We start from the raw sequence: 19,257 nt of genomic DNA on the forward strand, positions 1-19,257 counted from the left end.
CGCAATACAAGGAAGGGCCGCCATGCCAATCGCAACGCTGAGAGACGTCGAGCTGAACTATAAAATCGAGGGACCAGAAGATGGTGATCCGGTGGTTTTCTTGCATGCGCTTGGCACCAATCTCAGCATCTGGGACGCCGTGATTGAACGCCTGCCGGAAAATATCCGTGCCATTCGATTTGATCTGCGCGGCCACGGGCAATCGTCCTGCCCGCCTGCACCCTATTCGATGGGCGCTTTGGTACGCGACACCGAAAGCCTGCTTGATCAGCTCAAGATCCGCAACTGCGTTATGGTCGGCCTGTCAATCGGCGGCATGATTGCACAGGGATTGGCGGTCAAACGGCTCGATCAGATCCGCGCGCTGGTGCTGAGCAACACAGCTGCCAAGATCGCCACGCCAAAACAATGGCAGGAACGCATAGACGCAGTTGAACAAAACGGCCTGGCGACACAGATCGCGCCAACGCTGGATCGCTGGCTCTGGCGCGGGCATCGCCAATCAGAGATTGCCGAAAACCTTGGTGAGATGCTGAAAAACACAACCGATGTTGGTTTTATGGGCTGTTGCCAGGCCATCGCGGGCACCGATTTTTACACCCCCACCAGCAGCCTGCGCCTGCCCACATTGGGCATAGCGGGCACCGAAGATGGATCAACTCCGGCAGATCTGGTGAAAGAGACCGTTGATCTGATCCCCGGAAGTGAATTCAAAGTGATCCGTAAATCCGGCCATATGAGCTGCGTTGAACAACCCGACGCCTTTGCTGAAGCTCTGGTGGCGTTTTTGAACAAGATCGGGCATAGCAAAGCCTGACCACCCCAATTCAAAGGACATCCCATGGCCGCTTCGCTCTTTGAAAGCCAGCTTTACAGTGGCGCGTTTCACACCGCAGAGGTGGGGCGCCTGTTTTCAGACAGCGCCGAAGTGCGGGCGATGCTGCTGGTAGAAGGTGCTTTGGCCAAAGCCCAGGGCGCGCTCGGGATTATTCCAGAAGACAGCGCCGCGGCCATTCAACGTGCAGTTATGGAAGTGGCCATTGACCCCGGTGCCCTGCGTGCAGAAACAGCCAGCAACGGCGTGCCGGTGCCTGCATTGGTATCGGCCTTTCGTCAGGAAATGAATGCGCCAGAACATGCTCAATATGTGCATTGGGGCGCCACCTCGCAGGACATTATGGATACCGCGTTGATGCTGCGCCTGCGCCAGGTGCTGTCTCATGTGGAAAAGAAGCTGCTCGAAATCCTGAAACATCTGGAGAAACTGGCGACTGATCACGCCGATTTACCGATGGCCGCGCGTAGCTTTGGTCTGCATGCGGCCCCGACCAGCTTTGGGGCGGTTGTTGCCTCCTGGGGGACACCACTGCTGAACCTCCTCAATGAGCTGGCGGATCTGCGTTCTTCTTCACTTTTGGTGTCGCTCTCTGGCTCTGTTGGCACCGGAAATTCCTTTGGCACTGAGGCCGCAGATCTGCGCGCGGAATTTGCCAAGGGGCTTGCGCTAACTGATCCCGGTTGCAGCTGGCACACAGATCGCACCCCAATTCTTAAACTGCTGGATTGGCTGCACCGTGGCACGCTTGCGCTTGGTAAAATCGGCCAGGACTGTCTTGGCATGACCCAAAGCGGCATTCAGGAAATCAAAATACACGCTCATGGTGCATCCTCGACACTGCCACACAAACAAAACCCTGTATCGCCCGCGATATTGGTCGCGCTCGCCCGTCACTCCAGCACGCTGCTGGCAGGGCTGCAAACGGGAGCACTACATCAGTTTCAGCGCGATCCTGCGGCTTGGTTTCTTGAATGGCTCACGCTACCACAAGTTGCGCTAACCGCCGCCAACGCCTGTGAAACCGCTCTGAAGATTGGTGAAAATATCGTGCCCTCGCAGGACAACATGCGCGCACATATTGAAGGGCAATCAGATCTCATCCATGCGGAAGCGCTGGTTTTTTTACTGGCTGAAACGCTCACACGCCCAGAGGCACAAGCGCGTGTGAAACAAATGTGTTCCGAGGCCGTCGCTTCAGCGTCATCCCTGCAGATCGTGGCGCAAACACACTTCCCAGAACTTGATCTTAGCAAGGCCTTCGACCCCAGGTTAAACCTTGGTCAAGCGCCGCAGGACGCGCGCCATTTTGCACAACGCATCCAAGACCTAGCAACAGAGCACCCGCAGCCCACGACAAGATAACAATCTGCGAAAAGTACTATTTATGTTTGCAAACTCAACATTTTCTGGCCACTAGATTAAGAAAAACGAATAAGTTAATTCCGTTTACGATAACAACGCCTCAAATAAAAAACTTGCTGCTTTTTGACGCGGGTCGAAAGTAAAATTGACGCTTCACCCACATTAAATTATATAAATTCAAATAGATACATAAAATTTATGCAGATTTCGCCGGAATTGAAACTTTGAGGTAAAAGGCTGGCATAAGATCAACTTTTTATGCATTATTGCGTGCAGAGACCCCTCACGAGCAAAAAACTTTACGATTATGAATATCTCGACCACAAATTCCGCCACGTCTCCCGAAGACATGTCCTACAGCGCAGCAACAGCAGCGGCTTTTCTCAAAGCTCTTGCCCATGAAGGGCGGCTCATGATCCTGTGCCATCTGGTCAACGGGGAGCGTTCCGTGGGCGAATTGGAAGACCTCTTGGGGTTGCGTCAGGCCGCCGTCAGCCAGATGCTGGCGCGCCTGCGCGACGAAGGCATGGTCCACACCCGTCGCGCTGGTAAAACCGTTTTCTACAGCCTGAAAGATCGCAATGCAGAACGCGTCCTCGTTTTGCTGCATGAAATGTTCTGCGCTACAGAAGACAGCGAGCGCGAAATTTCTCCGGTTGCCTGAACACCGCTGCTCAGCTTGGTGCGTAACCCGCAACAACCTGCAATAGTTTAAAGGCTGTGGACGCGTCGTTTTCGACCACAGCCATGAACTCTTCTTCCCCGATCCGCAGACAGGTCAGATCCGTCTTGGCCACCATCGTCAACGCGCGCGGCTCACGGCGGATCAAGCCCAGCTCTCCAACCAGACGGCCAGGACCAAAAGAGACAACAAACCGATCCTCTTGATCCGGCTGCGGCGCATAGAAATCGGCCTCGCCTTCAAGGATCATATAGGCACCGTCCGTAGCAGGTTCATCCTTGCGAAACACAACATCCCCGGAATTCGCAGTAAACCAACGCGCGCCAAAGGCCAAAAGCCGCAACTGGCGTCGGTTCAATCCGGAAAACAGCTCTGTCTGCTCCAATGCGCGCAGTTTGCGGGCCAGATCGGCACTTGCGGCCCCATCCTCTACAACTTCACGCTCCGGCTCGTCGCTCAGCATCCGTCCCTGTCGCACCTCGTAATAGGTGTCAAATACGTTGGGGTTTTCAAACGCAGGCGATAGATAGACCATCGTGGTTGAAGGCAGCAGTCGGCGCAGATTCTTGTGAACTGCGACCCTAGTTTCAAGATCATAGCTGGCCAGTGCATCATCCAGGATCAAGATGTCCGGCTTTTTGACGGTTGCACGCGAAAAGGCCAGCGGCTCGGCAAAACTGGCAGGAAGCCCCTGCCCCCCCACTGCGATCGGCAGATCAAAAATCAGCTGCACAACAAGGTCGCGCAGGCCATTCTCGATCAACAGTTCAGACACCAGCTTGCGCACTTCTTCGCCCTTGGGGCCAGCACCATCGTGGATTTTGCCATAAATCGCGTTTTCAAGCACTGTCAGGCCGGGAGCAAACCGATCCTGCGCCAAAGGAGTAAAACTCCCCGCAAGCGCCGCGCGCATATCCTCACCGTGGTTCCGGCGGAACCGCAGGATACGTTGTTTCATCTCATCGCCAAACGCCGGGCCGATTTTATCCGCCGAGATATGGAACGGCACGATCATCAGCGGTGCCAGCTCCATCCCATCCAAGACGGCAACGCCATTCTTGCGGATCTGTTCACTGAGCGAGAGCGCCGTTTCATAGGTCTCGCGGGCAAGGCCAAGTTTTCTGAACAGCGGGTGATCTGCACCATCAAGCCCAAAGGTCTGGCGCAGCATCTCAACAACGTCCTGGGTCAAAGACATCAGATCATCTGCAAGCCCCAAGGCTTCCAACCGATCAAGAAAAACCTGTTCGCTCTGCAAACGCGCCTCAGTAAACGGCTCGCGCGTGGTGGCAAACAGCAGGTTCTCCGCCACAGGCATCGCAGGGTTGTAGGTGTCCGGCTCAAAGAAATAAACGCTTTCATCCAGCCCTGCGTCAGTGATCGCGGCCCGCACCTGCGCACGCACATCCACCAGCCGCCGTGCAAGCGTGCTGTGGCCTTCACAATCAAAACGTTGCTCAACCCCACGGCGGAACAGCGCGGTTTGTGAGCCGATCCCCTCCACCAGCTGCAGCCACCACTGGCGCAGTTCGGTTTCATCAGACAGGCCCGCAATTCCCGGATCCAACCAGGATGTATCAAATGGATCCGCGCTATTGCCCGCTTTCACCGCATCCTGATTACGCCGCAGATCCCGCGCCACGCCTTGCGGGCGGGGGCGCATCGGCATCATCACATTGTCACCAAAGGTACCCTGAAACAGCACGGGCCTTGATGTGGCATGGCCAATCCGCGCAGCAACCACCGCCTGATGCAGCCCACGCAGATCCTGCCCGGCAATCTCGACCCGCCCGGCCGTTGGCAGGATCTCTCGCGTTAGCAATTGCGCGATCGCGCGGCGGTCTTCCTCGGAGGGGGCGGCAATCCCAACGACCTGCCCTTGCGGAAAGACCGCATTCAGCTCCTCAAGAACCAGATTGCCATCCGCATCACGGACGCTCACATCCTGTAGCTTAACATCACCGCTCAGATGGGAGATCTTCTCGGGCTCGCCCTCCATCAGGCTGGCCTCGACCATGCCCGAGGGCGCAAAGCGCTCACGAATGACGTCCCAACGCAGCGACATATCCTGGGTCTGATTATAATAGGCCAGCAGCTCTTTCCACGGCGAAGCCAGATCCTTGTAGGCGGCAAGCGCTGCAACCAATGCCCCAAGAGAGACCTTACCCTCAAGCACCAGAAGCCCGCCAACAGAATAGAAAAAGAACGGTGTCAGATTGGTGATGAAGTTATTGAGAAACTTCATGAAGAACTTTTTCTTGTAGATCTCAAGGCGCAGATCATAAAGCCGCCCGAGCCGATCAGTGACCACCGCCAAACGGTAGCGCCAGCCACCATTGATCCGCAACGTCGACGCCCCCGCCGCGCTTTCGCCGATTTCGGCTGCCAGCGCACGGACCTGATGGATGCGTTTTTTGTTCAATTGATTGATGCGGCGCTGCAACAGCGGAATCAACCAGCCCTGCAACGGAATGAGCGCCACCGCTGCCAGACCAAACCACAGGCTCTGCGCAAACAGGAAATACAAGATCGTCAGCATCTGCCCGGCCTGCAGCACCGGCTGGCTGATCGCATCCCCCATCAAACCGCCCATCGGTTCGCTTTCGGATGTGACCATCGACACCAGTTCACCCTGGCTCACCCGTTCAAAATAGGGCTGCGGAAAGCGCAGAACCCGTGCAATCAGATCAAACCGGAACCGGCGCAGCATCCGCTCAGAGAGAATACCCTTCATCGTATTGATGCGCATCTTGAGCAGACCGTGACACAGGACCGACAGCAAAAATGCGCCACACAGCAGCCATAGGAAATGCAGTTGTGACAGCGGATACCCCATCACATCAATCACACTGTTTTGTGCCCCGATGGCATCGTTAATGATGCGCTTGGGCAACTCCAGCGTCAGATAAAGCAAAGGAAACAAACAGGAGGTAACCGCCAGCAACACCAGCTGGTCGCGCTTGGAGTTTTTCCAAATGAACCGAAAAAGAGAGCGTTCTATAGCTTTTTCTCCAAGCCGCCGGTGTTGCTGCACCAGATTTAACCTCGCAAGGTGCCCGCGCCAAGAGCACGACACGAAAGATGAGGATTACGTGATTAAACTGTTTGCGCAAACTGCAGTATTTGCCAAAGCTGGCAAAATACGTAAAGTCCATTCAGACGTGCTGCTCGCCAAAAGGACACCCTCTTGTCAGACCATACTATGTCTCTGCTACTTTTGCTTCTCCTATTGCAGGTGAAACATATGTTTGCGGACTTTTTCTTGCAGACACCTCGCATGCTGTCAGGACGTGGCGTGTATCTCCATGTTGGGCGCGCGCAACACGCAGGCGTCCATATCGTTGGCACCGCCCTGGTCTTGGCGGTACTGTCTGCGCCTTGGGGTTTTCTGATTGCTGTCTGTATCCTTGAATGGATCGTGCATTTTCACATTGATTACGGCAAAGCCTGCTACAGCGAACGCAAGGCCCTGACGCCAACCCAGGCTTTGTTCTGGTGGGCAATGGGTGCAGATCAGGCGCTGCATCAAATCACCTATCTGTTGTTGGGCTGGGGCTGGTGTGCCTTTGTGCTGAGCTAACGCCCCCAGCACAAAGCTACATTTCAACTACACTTTAAAATACCTTTTAAATCACGCATGAGTTGCACTAACATGCATCTCAGCAACTATGACATTCAAGATGCGGCCAATCCACGCTGCAGCTGCGACAAAACTGTTGAAAATATGTACTAATAACTTAACGCTAAGCAGTGATCATAGCCTGGACTGCATCAGGATTTGCTTATCTCCGCTGGAGCTGAGCCAACAACCAGCGCTGGATATAAACCATAAGGTGTGGAAAGCACCCAGTACACGATAGGGTAAAAATGTCAGTGAACTCCATCGCACGTTACGTCTCGTGCCCTCGGCGTTATAGGTCTGTGCCTCAATGACACCTTTGCTCTCGGTTGAAAATCTCTCCATTTCCTTTGGAGGCGCGCCTCCCGTTGTTGACGATGTCAGCTTTGCCATAAACGCCGGAGAGACGCTTGCCCTCGTGGGCGAAAGCGGATCAGGCAAGACCCTGACCTGCCGCGCTGCATTGCGCATTCTGCCCCGTGCCGCCACGCTGTCTTCGGGGCGTATCCTGCTCAACTCCGATGGAAAACAGCTCGATCTCGCCCAGCTCAGTGATCGCAAGATGCGTGACATTCGTGGCAATCAGGTGTCGATGGTATTCCAAGAGCCGATGCGCTCCCTGTCGCCGCTGCACCGCATTGGCAATCAGGTCAGCGAGGTTTTACACCTTCATGGCACCGCCAAGGGTAAAGCCGCGCAGAAACAGGTGCTTGAAGTGTTTGAACAGGTCGGCTTCCCCGATCCCGAGCGCACCTTTCGCTCCTACCCGTTTGAACTTTCTGGCGGTATGCGCCAGCGCGCGATGATTGCGATGGCCGTGGTTGCCCGCCCCAAACTCATGATCGCGGATGAGCCCACAACCGCGCTGGATGTAACCACGCAGGCGCAGGTGCTTGGCCTGATGAAAGACCTGCAGCGCCAGACCGGCATGGCCTTGATCCTTGTGACACATGATCTGGGCGTAGTGGCCAATATGGCTGAAAAGGTTGTGGTGATGCACAAGGGCAAGGTGATGGAGGCCGGTGCAGCAAAACCGCTGCTGCAAGCGCCCAAACATGCCTATACCAAGGCGTTGATCCATGCGGCACCTTGTATACCCGACCATCCCTGCCCGGTACCGCCGCCCGCGCGAGATGATCTCATTCTTGATATGCGCGCCGTCAGCAAAACTTATCGCCTGCGCGCAGGCAAAGCCTGGGCTCCGGCGCAAATGGTGCATGCCTGCCGCGGCATTGATCTTTCGCTGCCGCGTGGCAAAACCCTTGCGATTGTGGGCGAAAGCGGCTCTGGCAAAACCACAGCCGCCCGCATTGCCCTGGGTGCCGAGCAACCCGATGTCGGCGGCGAGGTTCTTTTCCGGGCAACACCCGATGAGGCGCCGATTTCGGTCCACGATATGGATGCCAACACCCGGCTCAAGTTTCAGCACCGGGCGCAGATGGTGTTTCAAGATCCCTATTCTTCGCTCAGCCCTCGCATGCGCATTCAGGACACATTGACCGAACCCTTGGAAATCCACGGCATCGGCACCAAGGCCGAGCGCCGCGCCAAAGCCAAGGAAATGTTGCGTCTGGTGGGGCTAAGCCCAGAAATGCTGTTGCGTTATCCACATGCCTTTTCAGGCGGTCAACGCCAACGTCTTTCGATCGCGCGCGCATTGATGCTCGATCCGGCGCTGCTTGTCTGTGATGAGCCGACCTCGGCGTTGGATGTCTCCGTGCAGGAGCAGATCCTCAACCTGCTCGAAGAGATCCGCGAAAAGCGCAATCTGTCTTATCTTTTCATCAGTCACGATCTAGCCGTAGTGGCGCGCATCGCTGATGAAGTTGCAGTAATGCGACGTGGATTGGTGGTCGAACAGGCCCCACCCGCGACATTATTTTACAATCCTCAACATCCCTACACCAAGGCGCTAATTGCCGCCCAGCCAGAACCCGATATTGCCAGACCGATCAATCTGAAGCTGGTTGCACAAGGCGCAGGCCGCGCGCAGGACTGGCCTGAACCCTATCGGTTCACAGGTTTTGATGCACCGCCCTTGGTCCAGGTCGAAGACGGACATAAGGTGAGGTTTCATGCTTAAGGCCTTACAAATTCTTCTGTTTACTGCCACAAGCACGGCATTGCTGGCGCATCCGGGCCAAGCCCAACCAACTTTTCAAGAAAGCAGTTTCTGGCTTTCCGAGGTTGAGGCAAAACACCTGCCCCCGGTGACAGAACGCCTGCCTGAAACGCCGCTGGTTGTGGATCTTGCAGCCAAAGGGCGCACGTTTGGCGAATATGGCGGCACCCTCAACACAATGATCAGCCGCTCCAAGGATATCCGCCAGATGGTGGTCTATGGCTATGCGCGGCTTGTGGGATATGATCACAGCTACAATCTCACGCCTGATTTGCTGCTGGCGGTAGACAATGAGAACAATCGCAAATTCACCCTACGTCTGCGCCCCGGTCACAAATGGTCAGACGGCAGCCCGTTCACAGCAGAAGATTTCCGCTACTGGTGGGATGATGTTGCCAACAACCCACTGCTAAGCCCGGCAGGTCCACCAGATTTTCTACGTGTGGATGGCCTTCTTCCCACTGTCAGCTTTCCCGATGACACCACGGTCATCTATGAATGGTCGGTTCCCAATCCAAATTTTCTGCAGGAACTAGCCAAAGCGCGCCCCCCTTTCATCTATCGCCCATCGAAATACCTGAAACGGTTTCATGCTGATTTCACCTCAGCCGAAGCCCTACAGGAAGAAGTCTCCTACGCTCGGGTCAAATCATGGGCCGCGCTGCACAACAAGCTCGACAATATGTATAAGTTCGACAACCACGAGCTTCCGACGCTGCAGCCCTGGATGAACGCAACATCCGGCAAAAAGATCCGCCATCAATTCGTGCGCAACCCCTATTATCACCGGGTCGACAGCCGCGGCATGCAGCTGCCCTATATCGACACGGTAGAGATGGAGATCGTTTCTGGCGGGCTGATCGCCGCCAAATCAAATGCAGGCGAAGCAGACCTGCAAGCGCGTGGGCTTGATTTCCGCGATATTCCAATCCTGCGCAAAGGCGAAAACGAAGGCGGCAACTACCGCGCCGTTCTGTGGAAAAGCGGCACCGCGTCACAAATTGCCATCTACCCCAATCTCAATGTGGCTGATCCGGTCTGGCGCGCGGTGCTGCGCGATGTGCGGGTGCGCCGGGCGCTGTCGCTGGCGATCAACAGACGGGCGATCAACAAAGCGCTCTATTTCAAACTGGGCACCCCCGGCGCAATGACCGTGTTGGAACAAAGCCCGTTTTTCAAAGAGCAGCTGCGCAGCGCCTGGGCTGAATTTGACCCGGATCTGGCCAATGCGCTCCTTGATGAAGCAGGGCTTGGCAAAAAAGACGCCTATGGTATTCGCTACCTGCCAGATGGGCGCCAGATGCAGCTGGTGGTGGAAACCGCAGGCGAACGCCAAGAGGTGGAAAACGCGCTGCAAATCATCACGGATGACTGGAATGACATCGGGGTAAAACTGATCCTGCGCCCGCTGGACCGCGATATCCTGCGCAACCGGGTGTTTTCCGGCACCACTATGGCCTCGGTCTGGTATGGCTGGGACAATGGCATTCCAGGGCCACAGACTTCCCCGATCTATCTGGCCCCAACAGATCAGACCTTTTTGGCCTGGCCCAAATGGGGGCAGTATTTCCAGACCAGCGGCCAGGTTGGCCAGGCTCCGGATCAGCCCGAGGCGCAGCGGTTGTTGGTGCTGATGCAGCAGTGGAACAATGCCACCACTGAAACCGAACGCAGCACAATCTGGCGCGAGATGCTGCAGATTCACGCGAAACAAGTCTATGGCATTGGCCTTGTGTCAGGTGCGCCGCAGCCCGTCGTGATCAATCGCAAGCTGCGAAACATACCTGAGCATGCCATTTGGGCCTGGGATCCCGGCGCGCATTTTGGTGTGCACCGCATGGATGAGTTCTTTTTTGAAGGTGGCGACGGCTGATGCAAATTTTGCGCTACGCACTCTATCGGTTCGCCACCATGCTGCTCACATTGTGGGTGGTGTCGATCCTGATCTTTATCATCATCAACCTGCCCCCTGGCGACTACCTGTCCAACCAGATTGCGGAACTGCAGGCTTCTGGTCAGTCATCGGGCGTCGCCAAGGCCGAATTTCTGCGCAAGGAATATGCGCTCGACCGTCCCCTATGGCAGCAATATCTGATCTGGGCTGGCTTCATGCCCGGGCCACATGGGTTTTCGGGGCTCATTCAGGGCAATTTTGGCTGGTCCTTTGAATTTGACGCGCCCGTTGCGGAAATTGTTGGTGACAGTCTGTGGATGACCGTGATGGTCAATCTCGCTGCGGTGCTGTTTGTCTATCTGGTTGCGCTGCCGCTTGGGGTTCTGGCGGCGGCGCGCGCGCGCAGCTGGGTCGATTACACCTCTGCTTTTGTCGGCTATCTTGGCCTTGCGACACCGAACTTCCTTTTGGCGCTGATCCTGTTTTATTACGGCCATAAACACCTGGACCTGCCAATTGGCGGCCTGATGGATCCGATCTACCAAGATGCGCCAATGTCGTGGGACAAGGTGAAATCAATCCTGTTGCATCTGATCGTACCCACATTTGTCATCGGCACCTCGGGTGCATCGGCCATGATGCAGCGCCTGCGCGCCAATATGCTGGATGAGCTTGGCAAACCCTATGTGGAAACCGCCACCGCCAAAGGCATGCCGCCGCGCCGTATGTTGATGAAATACCCGCTTCGGGTGGCTTTTAACCCGTTTGTCGCCGACATCGGCAACCTCTTGCCCTCGATGGTCTCCGGATCGGTACTGGTATCGGTTGTATTGGGGCTGCAGACCATTGGCCCTGATCTGCTGCAGGCGCTGAAATCACAAGATATGTTCCTCTCGGCCTTTGTCTTGATGTTTGTGGCGCTGCTGACATTGATCGGCACCATGGTTTCCGATGTTTTGCTGGTGCTGCTTGATCCACGCATTCGCTATGAGGGGCGCAAATCATGACCCAGATGCGCGATGATCACTACGTCAGCGATGCTCCTTATGAGCCAGACCTCACCGAGATAGAGCGCACAGACCTAGATGCCCCCAACTGGCTGCTGGTCTGGCGTAAATTCCGCACCCACCGCCTTGGCCTGATCTCTGGCGCGTTTTTGCTGTTTTGCTATCTGAGCCTGCCTTTCATTGGCTTTATCGCGCCCTACAGCCCAAATGAACGCCACTCGGAACATCTGTATTCGCCCCCACAAGGCGTGCATTTCTTCCACGACGGGCAGTTTCTTGGCCCCTTTGTCTATCCGATGACCTCTGAGGCCAATCTGGAGACCTTCCAATGGGAGTTCATTCCGGATCTGGAGAACCCGCGCAAGCTGCGGTTTCTCTGCGAAGGTGCAAGCTATAAGATCGCCGGGCTGATCCCTGCCGACACCCATCTGTTTTGCCCACCCGAGGTCTATGACGAAGAGGTTGTGCCCTTCTTTTTGCTGGGCTCTGACCGATTGGGGCGCGATGTGTTCAGCCGCATCCTTTATGGCGCGCAGCTGTCGCTGACCGTGGGGTTGATCGGCATCACCGTGTCCTTTGTGCTGGGAATTTTCTTTGGCTCACTTGCAGGTTATTTCGGCGGCCCCTTGGACTGGAGCATCAACCGCCTGATTGAGGTTCTGCGCTCCCTGCCTGAGCTGCCGCTTTGGCTCGCGCTCTCTGCTGCGGTGCCTTCCTACTGGTCGCCGGTTTCGGTGTTTTTTGTCATCTCGATCATCTTGGGACTGCTGGATTGGCCCGGCCTTGCCCGTTCGGTACGGGCCAAATTCCTGTCGCTGCGCGAGGAAGAATATGTCCGCGCCGCAGAAATGATGGGGGCAAGCTCTGGCCGGGTGATCCGCAAACACCTGCTGCCCAATTTCATCAGCCATCTGATTGCCTCGGCCGCGCTGTCGATCCCGGCCATGATCCTTGGCGAAACCGCATTGTCGTACCTTGGCCTTGGCCTGCGTGCGCCTGCGGTCAGCTGGGGGGTGATGCTCAATGATGCACAAAACCTTGCCAGTATCGAAATCTATCCCTGGACCGCAATTCCGATGCTGCCCATTGTAATTGTGGTTTTGGCGTTTAACTTTCTTGGCGATGGCCTGCGCGACAGTTTGGACCCGTATCAGCAATGACTTTGATCACCGCCCTCCCCGATTTAGACCAGCTTCAAATCAGGGGGCGCGGCAATGCTGCCAGCGCTTTTGCGGTCAGCGATCTTGCCTGCCTCTCCATTGGTGCGGTTGGGCTGGAACTGGCTGCGCTTTTGCAAAGGCTTGGCGCAAAACCCGCACCCGTCACAGTGGATCGCCCGCTGGCCAACCATTGGTTCAAATACAGTTTCCGCCCCTCTGGCTGGGAACTTCCCAATCCCTGGGATGACATCGCTGGTATCTATCAAAGCAAAGATGGCTGGATCCGGCTGCACACAAACCTCCCCCACCACAAACAGGCCGCCCTTTTGGTGCTTGGCTGCGCGGCCAGCAAAGCTGCGGTCAGCGCTGCAGTCGCCACATGGGATGCGGATAGGCTGGAAGCGGAAATCCACGCTGCAGGCGGGGTTGCCGCCACCTTGCGCAGCAGTGCTGAGTGGCTCAACCACCCACAGGGTCACGCACTTGCGCAAGAGCCGCTCATTGCATGGCAGAACCCACGCAAGATCACCCTGCGCACCCGCCCTGAGGCGACGCCAGTTCAACCCTTAAAAGGGCTGCGCGTTCTTGATCTCACACGGGTTCTGGCAGGACCTGTTGCCAGCCGCACTTTGGCAGGCCTTGGCGCAGAGGTGCTGCGCATTGATCCACCGGGTTGGGATGAGCCGGGCGTCTTGCAAGATATTGCCCTTGGCAAACGGATGGCCACGCTGGATCTGAAATCCATTGCGGGTCGTGACAGGCTCGCAGAGCTGATGGAACATGCGGATGTGGTGGTTCATGGCTATCGCCCCGGCGCGCTGGATGGATTGGGGTTTGACCTTCAGACCCGTGACACACACGCAGCAAACCGGATTGAGGTCACATTAAACGCCTATGGCTGGAGCGGCCCCTGGGCGCAGCGGCGCGGGTTTGACAGTCTGGTCCAGCTGAGCACAGGCATTGCCGAAGCGGGCCAACGCTGGGCCAAAACAGACACGCCGCATCCGCTGCCCTATCAGGCGCTGGATCATGCAACCGGCTTTCTGATGGCCGCGGCCGTTCTTTCGGCGCTCAACACAGCGGCCAAGGGCCTGCCCGTTGCAAATGCACATCTGTCGCTTGCACGCACGGCGCTGTCATTGCAGCAGCTGCCGGTGAACAGTGACCAGGCACCGCTGGCCGCACCAGACGACGCCGATTTCAGCACCACCCTGGAACAAAGCGCGTGGGGGCCGGGCCACCGGTTGAAATCCCCCCTCTTTGTTGGGGAAACCTCGCTCCAATGGGCGCGCCCAGCGCGACAATCCGGCAGCGATGCACCAAAATGGCAGCCCGAACTACGCTGATCGAGCCAAACCGATGTGCCCCCCCCGCCACGTTGCCATGGCAAGGGTAAGCATAGGGCGGGTTATTCCTCCCGGTCTGCCCCGCCGTTTACATCCAACAGCTCTTCATCCACGGCGGCCTGCACTGCGCCCACCGCCGCCTGTTTGCGCTGTTCATCACTCATGTTCTCCGCTTGATCCGGTGCCAAACGCACGGTGACCTCACGATGAGCAAAGCGGATGCCTTCGCGTTCAAACAATTCGCGGATCTCATGGAACACACGTTTGCGGATGACCCATTGATCGCCGGGTTTTGTCATGAATTTCACCCGGATGATCATGGCAGAATCCTGCATTTCGATCACACCCTGCGATTTCAGCGGCTGAATGAAATTCTCACCGATCTCAGGATCTTCCAGCAACCTTAGCCCCAGCTTCTTGATCAGTTTGCGCACTTTTTCCACGTCGGTGTCATAGGTCACGCGCAAGGGCAGTTTCATCATCACCCAATCGCGGGAATAGTTGGACAGCACCTTGATTTCGCCAAACGGAATAGTATGCAGCGCCCCCAGATGGTGACGCAGCTGGAACGAACGCACCGAGATCTTTTCGACTGTGCCCTTCACATCACCAATGTCGATGTATTCGCCTTTGCGAAACGCATCATCCAGCAGGTAAAACGCGCCCGAAAAGATGTCGCGCACCAAGGTCTGTGCGCCAAATCCAACCGCCAGACCAACCACGCCAGCGCCCGCAAACAAGGGGCTTACGTTGATGCCAAGTTCCAGCAGGATAATGAGGATGATCGACACCACCACCACAGCAAGGATCGCGCCTCGAAACAGCGGCAAAAGCGTGGCGAGACGGCTGGCCCCACCCGCGCCGCCTTCATCACCCAGCTCACCTTGCGGCATATCACTGGTCTCTTCTTCGATCTTGCTGTCGATCCAGATGCGGAACAGATGGTAGATGATATAGCCAATAAAAAGGATCACCACGACATCCAGCGCATTGCTCGCCATCGCACCAGACAGCCAGCTGCGATCCGGGCTCCAGACAAAGATCAGCGCAATGATACCAACAACCAGCGCCAGCAGCCCGGCCACCCGGCGCGCAAGGTCTTCAAAGGTTGCGATCGGATGGCGCGGTGGCAGCATCTCTTCATCGCAATCCTCGGGGTCCCCATCCTCATCGTCCATCATTGGCGGCATTTTCAGGGCGCGGCGTTCGAAATAGCGCTCAATGCCATAGTTGATCGCACCATAGACCACCAGCATCGACACCAGCACCATATAGGTGCCCGCCATCAGTGGGATTGACACATGGTGTTCAAGCACCAGATCCCCCGCCAGTTCAAACCAGCCAAAGACCATATAGGCCATCACAACCGGCGCCCAGGCGCGCGACAGCAAGCGCACCATCCAGGAACACTCCATCGCAGCCTTGCCCGCGCGGATTGCGTTGGTAATTGCCCGCCGGTTGACCAGCACCATCACCAGATTGCCCAGCGTCCCCACCAGTGCCAATATTCCATAGCTCAGCGCGTAGACATTGTAGTTCAGGCCAAAATCACCAACCCAGGTGGCAAACATCACGGTGCAGATGTCATAGGTAGCCAGCGCCGACGCCCAGTAATAAAGCCGCGTCGCATCGCGGTCAGACAGGATTGGAATGCGGTACTGGCTGAGAAATGGTGACAACACCATGCGCCACAGATCCGAGGCGGTGCGCGATAGGAAAAACGCAGTAAAAATGGCAATCACTGTGAATTGGATCGATTGATCCTCGGAACGGCCAAAAAAGGTCAGCGCAATCAGCTCAGCAAAGATCATTGCAAAGATCGTGCCAACAACGCCTGCAAAAAAGCGCATCACCAGAAAGGGCATTTTCTCCACATAGCCCTTTGGCAGCTCTTTTACGCGCGAGACCACAAACTTCCTGGCAAAGCGCTTGCCGTAAATCTCGGTCGACAGCCACCGCCCGACCAGCAACAGCACAACCAGCGCGCCCAGCACCTCAACGTATTTCATGATACGCCCATCGGGGCTGGTTTCACGCAGGATGTAGCGGAATTCAAACAGCGAATAAGGCAGGGCTTCTAGGCGGCTGGCAAGCGCCAGGCGAAACCCGTCCAATTTGGTCTGGGTCTGCATCAGCGCCGAAGGACCATCGCTGGCCATCACCGGCCCGTCGTCTTTGGCGGCCTCAGCCCCCATCATACGTCCCGACGGGTCAATCACTATAACGCCAACACCGCTTTCAACGGCCTGCTCGATCGCCTGGGTCAGCTCACTTTCATCAGCTGTGCTACCAGAAAAAATTTGCGCCTGCGCTGCACACGTCAGACACAGAACACACAAAAGCGCTGAAAACACCCGAAACACGCCGTCCATTGCACCCCCAAAGGATATTCGAACCAGAATTTTTCCCATATTAGGCAGCAGGCGATGCAAACGCTATTGCCCAATTGCTTGCCGATTGGATCTATTCTTTGTCTGATTGCATCACATCCCTATAATCGCTATGGATTTTCGGAAGAAAAGGCGTGTAACTGCTTAGAGGTACAGCGCGCAAACGCAGACGTAACGAGCCCCGGGAAACGCGACGCAAAAACGTGCCTTGCCCGGACAATAGGTAGAATAAGCGCATCACGCGCGCACAGCGGGATTGAGACAGTAGATGGCCCATAAGCGGGATTATCACGCGGATGTTTCAACACAGGTCAGACCCTCAACAGACCATCATTCGCTATCGCTGGTTCTTCTTGGTATAAGGACAGCGCAATGACGCCAGGACGCTCCTCGCAGCCCCCAGCCGAAAGCCAGCCCCGCGGCCCGCGGGTGATGCTTTATAGTCACGACACCTTTGGCCTGGGCCACCTCCGGCGCTCGCGCGCATTGGCCGAAGCCATCACCGCCGCCAATCCCAATGCTTCTGCCCTGATCCTGACGGGATCCCCCGTGGCCGGGCGTTTTACCTTTCCGACCCGCGTGGATCACTTGCGCCTGCCCGGTGTGATCAAACGCTCTGATGGCAGCTATGCCTCGCGCACCATGGGTATGGATATCGAAGAGACCACTCAGCTGCGGGCAAACCTTATTCTTTCAACGGTTGAAAGCTACGCACCTGACGTCCTGATCGTTGACAAGGAACCCTGCGGCTTTCGCGGTGAGCTGTTGCCAAGCCTGGAAAAACTACGTGCCGAAGGTCATACCAAACTGGTTCTGGGCCTGCGCGACGTGCTGGATGAGCCCGAAGTTCTCGCGACCGAGTGGGCGCGCAAAGACGCCATCCGCGCAACAGAGTCCTTTTATGATGAAATCTGGGTCTATGGCCCGCGCTCAATCTATGATCCAACGCAGGGCTTGCCGCTCAGCACGGCCACCCATGACCGTATGCATTGGACCGGCTATCTGCGCCGCGACCTTGGCGAGGTCGGCCCACCACCGGAACAGCCCTATGTGCTGATCACCCCCGGCGGCGGTGGCGATGGGGCCACAATGGTGGACCTTGTGCTGACAGCCTATGAACGGGATCCCAAACTCAGCCCGCGCGCCATTTTGGTCTACGGGCCGTTTCTATCGGGCGATACCCGCGAAGAGTTCGAAAACCGAGTTGCGCGTCTGAATGGGCGTGTGACCGCCGTGGGGTTTGAAAGCCAGATCGAAACCCTGTTTGCAGGTGCGCAGGGCGTTGTCTGCATGGGCGGCTACAATACGTTCTGCGAGGTGCTCTCGTTTGACAAACCGGCAGTCATTGTGCCGCGCACCACGCCGCGCTTGGAACAATGGATCCGCGCCAGCCGCGCCGCAGAGCTTGGCCTTGTCTCCATGCTGGATGAAACCAAAAACGGCCTGACCCCAGCTGCCATGATCGACGCCATTCACGCGCTTGAAATCCAATCACCCCCCTCGGCCGCAGGCCATTGCGAGGGGCTCTTGGATGGGCTTGAATATGTCACCACCCGCATCACCTCTCTTTTGAATACCAGCGCCAAAGGCACCTGAATGTCGTCTTCTTCTCCTCTTGCCATCCTGGTCAAAGGCTGGCCGCGTCTGTCGGAAACCTTTATCGCTCAGGAACTTGTTGCCCTCGAAGAGCTTGGGGTTGATTTTGAGATCTGGTCGCTGCGCCACCCCACCGACATCAAACGCCACCCGCTGCATGACCGCCTGCAGGCCAAGGTGAACTACCTGCCGGAATATCTGTACCAAGAACCAGAACGGGTCTGGGCCGCGCGTGACATCGCGCAGAAACTGCCCGGATACAGCGAGGCCTATAAAATCTGGCGCGCGGATCTGCGCCGTGATCCAACCACCAACCGCATCCGCCGCTTTGGTCAGGCCTGTGTGCTGGCGGCTGAAATGCCCGATGCAGTACTAGGCATGTATTCGCACTTCTTGCACACACCATCTTCTGTCGCCCGCTACGCCGCCATTATGCGCGGTATGCCCTGGAGCTTTGCGGCCCACGCCAAAGACATCTGGACCTCACCGGATTGGGAAATCTCGGAAAAACTCTCCTCGGAGCATCACGGCGCGCACTTTGGCGCCACCTGCACCGCATTTGGTGCAAAACACCTGCAGGAAATGTCGAGCGGTACCCCCGTGGATCTGATCTACCACGGGCTTGATCTCACCCGCTTTCCCAAACCACCTGAACGCACCTGGCGCGCGGCAAATGATCCGCTGAAAATGATGTCGGTTGGCCGTTTGGTGGAAAAGAAGGGCTTTGACAATCTGATTGCTGCACTGGCGCTGTTGCCTGCTGATCTTGATTGGCATTTCACCCATATCGGCGGCGGCGCCTTGGGGGAAAAACTACAGGCGCAGGCGACTGAGGCTGGCATCGCAGATCGCATCACCTGGCGTGGCCCCTGCGATCAGCCCGAGGTGATTGAAGAAATGCGCGCAAGCGATCTTTTTGTTCTGCCCAGCCGCGTTGCAGCAGATGGGGACCGCGACGGCTTGCCCAATGTGTTGATGGAGGCGGCATCGCAACGGCTGCCGATCCTGTCGACGCCTGTGTCGGCGATCCCTGAATTCATCGACAGCGGCACCCATGGTATCCTCAGCTCGGATGTGCCCGGTGATCTGGCGCAAGCGATCAGCGAAATTGCCGCCACACCGACAGAAACCGCAGAACGCGCCGAGGCCGCACTTGCGCGCTTGCGCCATGATTTTGGCATGATGCCCGGCATCATCCGACTGAAAGCGCATATCGATGCCATGCTCAAAGGTGACTAAGC

14 protein-coding genes are annotated in these 19,257 nt (G+C 56.7%); 11 read left to right on the forward strand and 3 right to left on the reverse strand.

Annotated elements, in window-relative coordinates; translation table 11 throughout:
* The first annotated feature begins 22 nt into the window (after nucleotides 1-22).
* From pcaD to GG681_RS06420, 3 genes are all read left to right on the forward strand, one after another.
* Nucleotides 23-817, forward strand: a complete 795-nt coding sequence (gene pcaD, locus GG681_RS06410) for a 3-oxoadipate enol-lactonase (protein WP_153546293.1) — start codon at nucleotides 23-25, stop codon at nucleotides 815-817.
* 24 nt (nucleotides 818-841) lie between these two features.
* The gene (locus tag GG681_RS06415) at nucleotides 842-2,200 is read left to right on the forward strand and encodes a lyase family protein (RefSeq protein ID WP_153546295.1); all 1,359 of its coding nucleotides are present in this window, start codon (nucleotides 842-844) and stop codon (nucleotides 2,198-2,200) included.
* Nucleotides 2,201-2,507: 307 nt separating this feature from the next.
* Nucleotides 2,508-2,864, forward strand: coding sequence for an ArsR/SmtB family transcription factor (locus GG681_RS06420; RefSeq protein WP_235899770.1), 357 nt, complete (start codon nucleotides 2,508-2,510; stop codon nucleotides 2,862-2,864).
* A 10-nt stretch (nucleotides 2,865-2,874) separates the two neighbouring features.
* Here GG681_RS06420 and GG681_RS06425 read toward each other — a convergent pair whose 3' ends face one another.
* The gene (locus tag GG681_RS06425) at nucleotides 2,875-5,859 is read right to left on the reverse strand and encodes an ABC transporter transmembrane domain-containing protein (protein WP_408057660.1); all 2,985 of its coding nucleotides are present in this window, start codon (nucleotides 5,857-5,859) and stop codon (nucleotides 2,875-2,877) included.
* Entirely contained in the window at nucleotides 5,756-6,037 is a 282-nt protein-coding gene (locus GG681_RS17675; protein WP_194287163.1) for a hypothetical protein, read from the reverse strand. Before GG681_RS17675 ends, GG681_RS06425 begins: the two co-directional genes overlap by 104 nt.
* 47 nt (nucleotides 6,038-6,084) lie before the next feature.
* On the opposite strand from GG681_RS17675, the gene GG681_RS06430 reads away from it, so the two are divergent.
* The 6 genes from GG681_RS06430 (at nucleotide 6,085) to GG681_RS06455 (ending at nucleotide 14,030) form a co-directional block, all read left to right on the forward strand.
* A complete protein-coding gene (locus GG681_RS06430) occupies nucleotides 6,085-6,462 on the forward strand; it encodes a DUF3307 domain-containing protein (RefSeq protein ID WP_194287147.1) in 378 nt (125 codons plus the stop codon).
* 349 nt (nucleotides 6,463-6,811) lie between these two features.
* Nucleotides 6,812-8,584, forward strand: a complete 1,773-nt coding sequence (locus tag GG681_RS06435; protein ID WP_153546299.1) for an ABC transporter ATP-binding protein — start codon at nucleotides 6,812-6,814, stop codon at nucleotides 8,582-8,584.
* A complete protein-coding gene (locus GG681_RS06440) occupies nucleotides 8,577-10,496 on the forward strand; it encodes an ABC transporter substrate-binding protein (protein WP_153546302.1) in 1,920 nt (639 codons plus the stop codon). The genes GG681_RS06435 and GG681_RS06440 overlap by 8 nt, the downstream gene beginning before the upstream one ends.
* On the forward strand, nucleotides 10,496-11,524 hold the full coding sequence (locus GG681_RS06445; RefSeq protein WP_153546304.1) for an ABC transporter permease: 1,029 nt from the start codon (nucleotides 10,496-10,498) through the stop codon (nucleotides 11,522-11,524). Before GG681_RS06440 ends, GG681_RS06445 begins: the two co-directional genes overlap by 1 nt.
* Complete coding sequence (locus tag GG681_RS06450) at nucleotides 11,521-12,684, forward strand: ABC transporter permease (RefSeq protein ID WP_153546306.1); 1,164 nt, start codon at nucleotides 11,521-11,523, stop codon at nucleotides 12,682-12,684. Before GG681_RS06445 ends, GG681_RS06450 begins: the two co-directional genes overlap by 4 nt.
* Complete coding sequence (locus tag GG681_RS06455) at nucleotides 12,681-14,030, forward strand: CoA transferase (protein WP_153546309.1); 1,350 nt, start codon at nucleotides 12,681-12,683, stop codon at nucleotides 14,028-14,030. Before GG681_RS06450 ends, GG681_RS06455 begins: the two co-directional genes overlap by 4 nt.
* A 62-nt stretch (nucleotides 14,031-14,092) precedes the next feature.
* Here the strand turns inward: GG681_RS06455 and GG681_RS06460 are convergent, their stop codons facing one another.
* Complete coding sequence (locus GG681_RS06460) at nucleotides 14,093-16,402, reverse strand: mechanosensitive ion channel family protein (protein ID WP_153546311.1); 2,310 nt, start codon at nucleotides 16,400-16,402, stop codon at nucleotides 14,093-14,095.
* A 390-nt stretch (nucleotides 16,403-16,792) separates the two neighbouring features.
* Between GG681_RS06460 and GG681_RS06465 the strand changes: the two genes are divergently transcribed.
* Together GG681_RS06465 and GG681_RS06470 are read left to right on the forward strand one after the other, a co-directional pair.
* Nucleotides 16,793-18,016 carry a glycosyltransferase family protein gene (locus tag GG681_RS06465; protein ID WP_235899774.1) on the forward strand — a complete coding sequence of 408 codons (1,224 nt, stop codon included), beginning with the start codon at nucleotides 16,793-16,795 and terminating at the stop codon, nucleotides 18,014-18,016.
* Nucleotides 18,017-19,255, forward strand: a complete 1,239-nt coding sequence (locus GG681_RS06470; protein WP_153546313.1) for a glycosyltransferase — start codon at nucleotides 18,017-18,019, stop codon at nucleotides 19,253-19,255. It begins immediately after the preceding gene.
* The last annotated feature ends 2 nt before the right edge of the window (nucleotides 19,256-19,257 follow it).

Origin of the sequence: Tritonibacter aquimaris, assembly GCF_009617595.1 — a bacterium.
Taxonomy (GTDB): domain Bacteria; phylum Pseudomonadota; class Alphaproteobacteria; order Rhodobacterales; family Rhodobacteraceae; genus Epibacterium; species Epibacterium aquimaris.

Excerpts from the sequence above, each read along its gene's own strand:
- GG681_RS06440 (WP_153546302.1), top strand. The coding sequence starts at position 8,577 with ATGCTTAAGGCCTTACAAATTCTTCTGTTTACTGCCACAAGCACGGCA.
- GG681_RS06460 (WP_153546311.1), bottom strand. The coding sequence starts at position 16,402 with ATGGACGGCGTGTTTCGGGTGTTTTCAGCGCTTTTGTGTGTTCTGTGT.
- GG681_RS06465 (WP_235899774.1), top strand. The coding sequence starts at position 16,793 with ATGACGCCAGGACGCTCCTCGCAGCCCCCAGCCGAAAGCCAGCCCCGC.
- GG681_RS06415 (WP_153546295.1), top strand. The coding sequence starts at position 842 with ATGGCCGCTTCGCTCTTTGAAAGCCAGCTTTACAGTGGCGCGTTTCAC.
- GG681_RS06470 (WP_153546313.1), top strand. The coding sequence starts at position 18,017 with ATGTCGTCTTCTTCTCCTCTTGCCATCCTGGTCAAAGGCTGGCCGCGT.
- GG681_RS06430 (WP_194287147.1), top strand. The coding sequence starts at position 6,085 with ATGTCTCTGCTACTTTTGCTTCTCCTATTGCAGGTGAAACATATGTTT.
- GG681_RS06450 (WP_153546306.1), top strand. The coding sequence starts at position 11,521 with ATGACCCAGATGCGCGATGATCACTACGTCAGCGATGCTCCTTATGAG.
- GG681_RS06435 (WP_153546299.1), top strand. The coding sequence starts at position 6,812 with ATGACACCTTTGCTCTCGGTTGAAAATCTCTCCATTTCCTTTGGAGGC.
- GG681_RS06445 (WP_153546304.1), top strand. The coding sequence starts at position 10,496 with ATGCAAATTTTGCGCTACGCACTCTATCGGTTCGCCACCATGCTGCTC.
- GG681_RS06455 (WP_153546309.1), top strand. The coding sequence starts at position 12,681 with ATGACTTTGATCACCGCCCTCCCCGATTTAGACCAGCTTCAAATCAGG.
- GG681_RS17675 (WP_194287163.1), bottom strand. The coding sequence starts at position 6,037 with ATGGACTTTACGTATTTTGCCAGCTTTGGCAAATACTGCAGTTTGCGC.
- pcaD (WP_153546293.1), top strand. The coding sequence starts at position 23 with ATGCCAATCGCAACGCTGAGAGACGTCGAGCTGAACTATAAAATCGAG.
- GG681_RS06420 (WP_235899770.1), top strand. The coding sequence starts at position 2,508 with ATGAATATCTCGACCACAAATTCCGCCACGTCTCCCGAAGACATGTCC.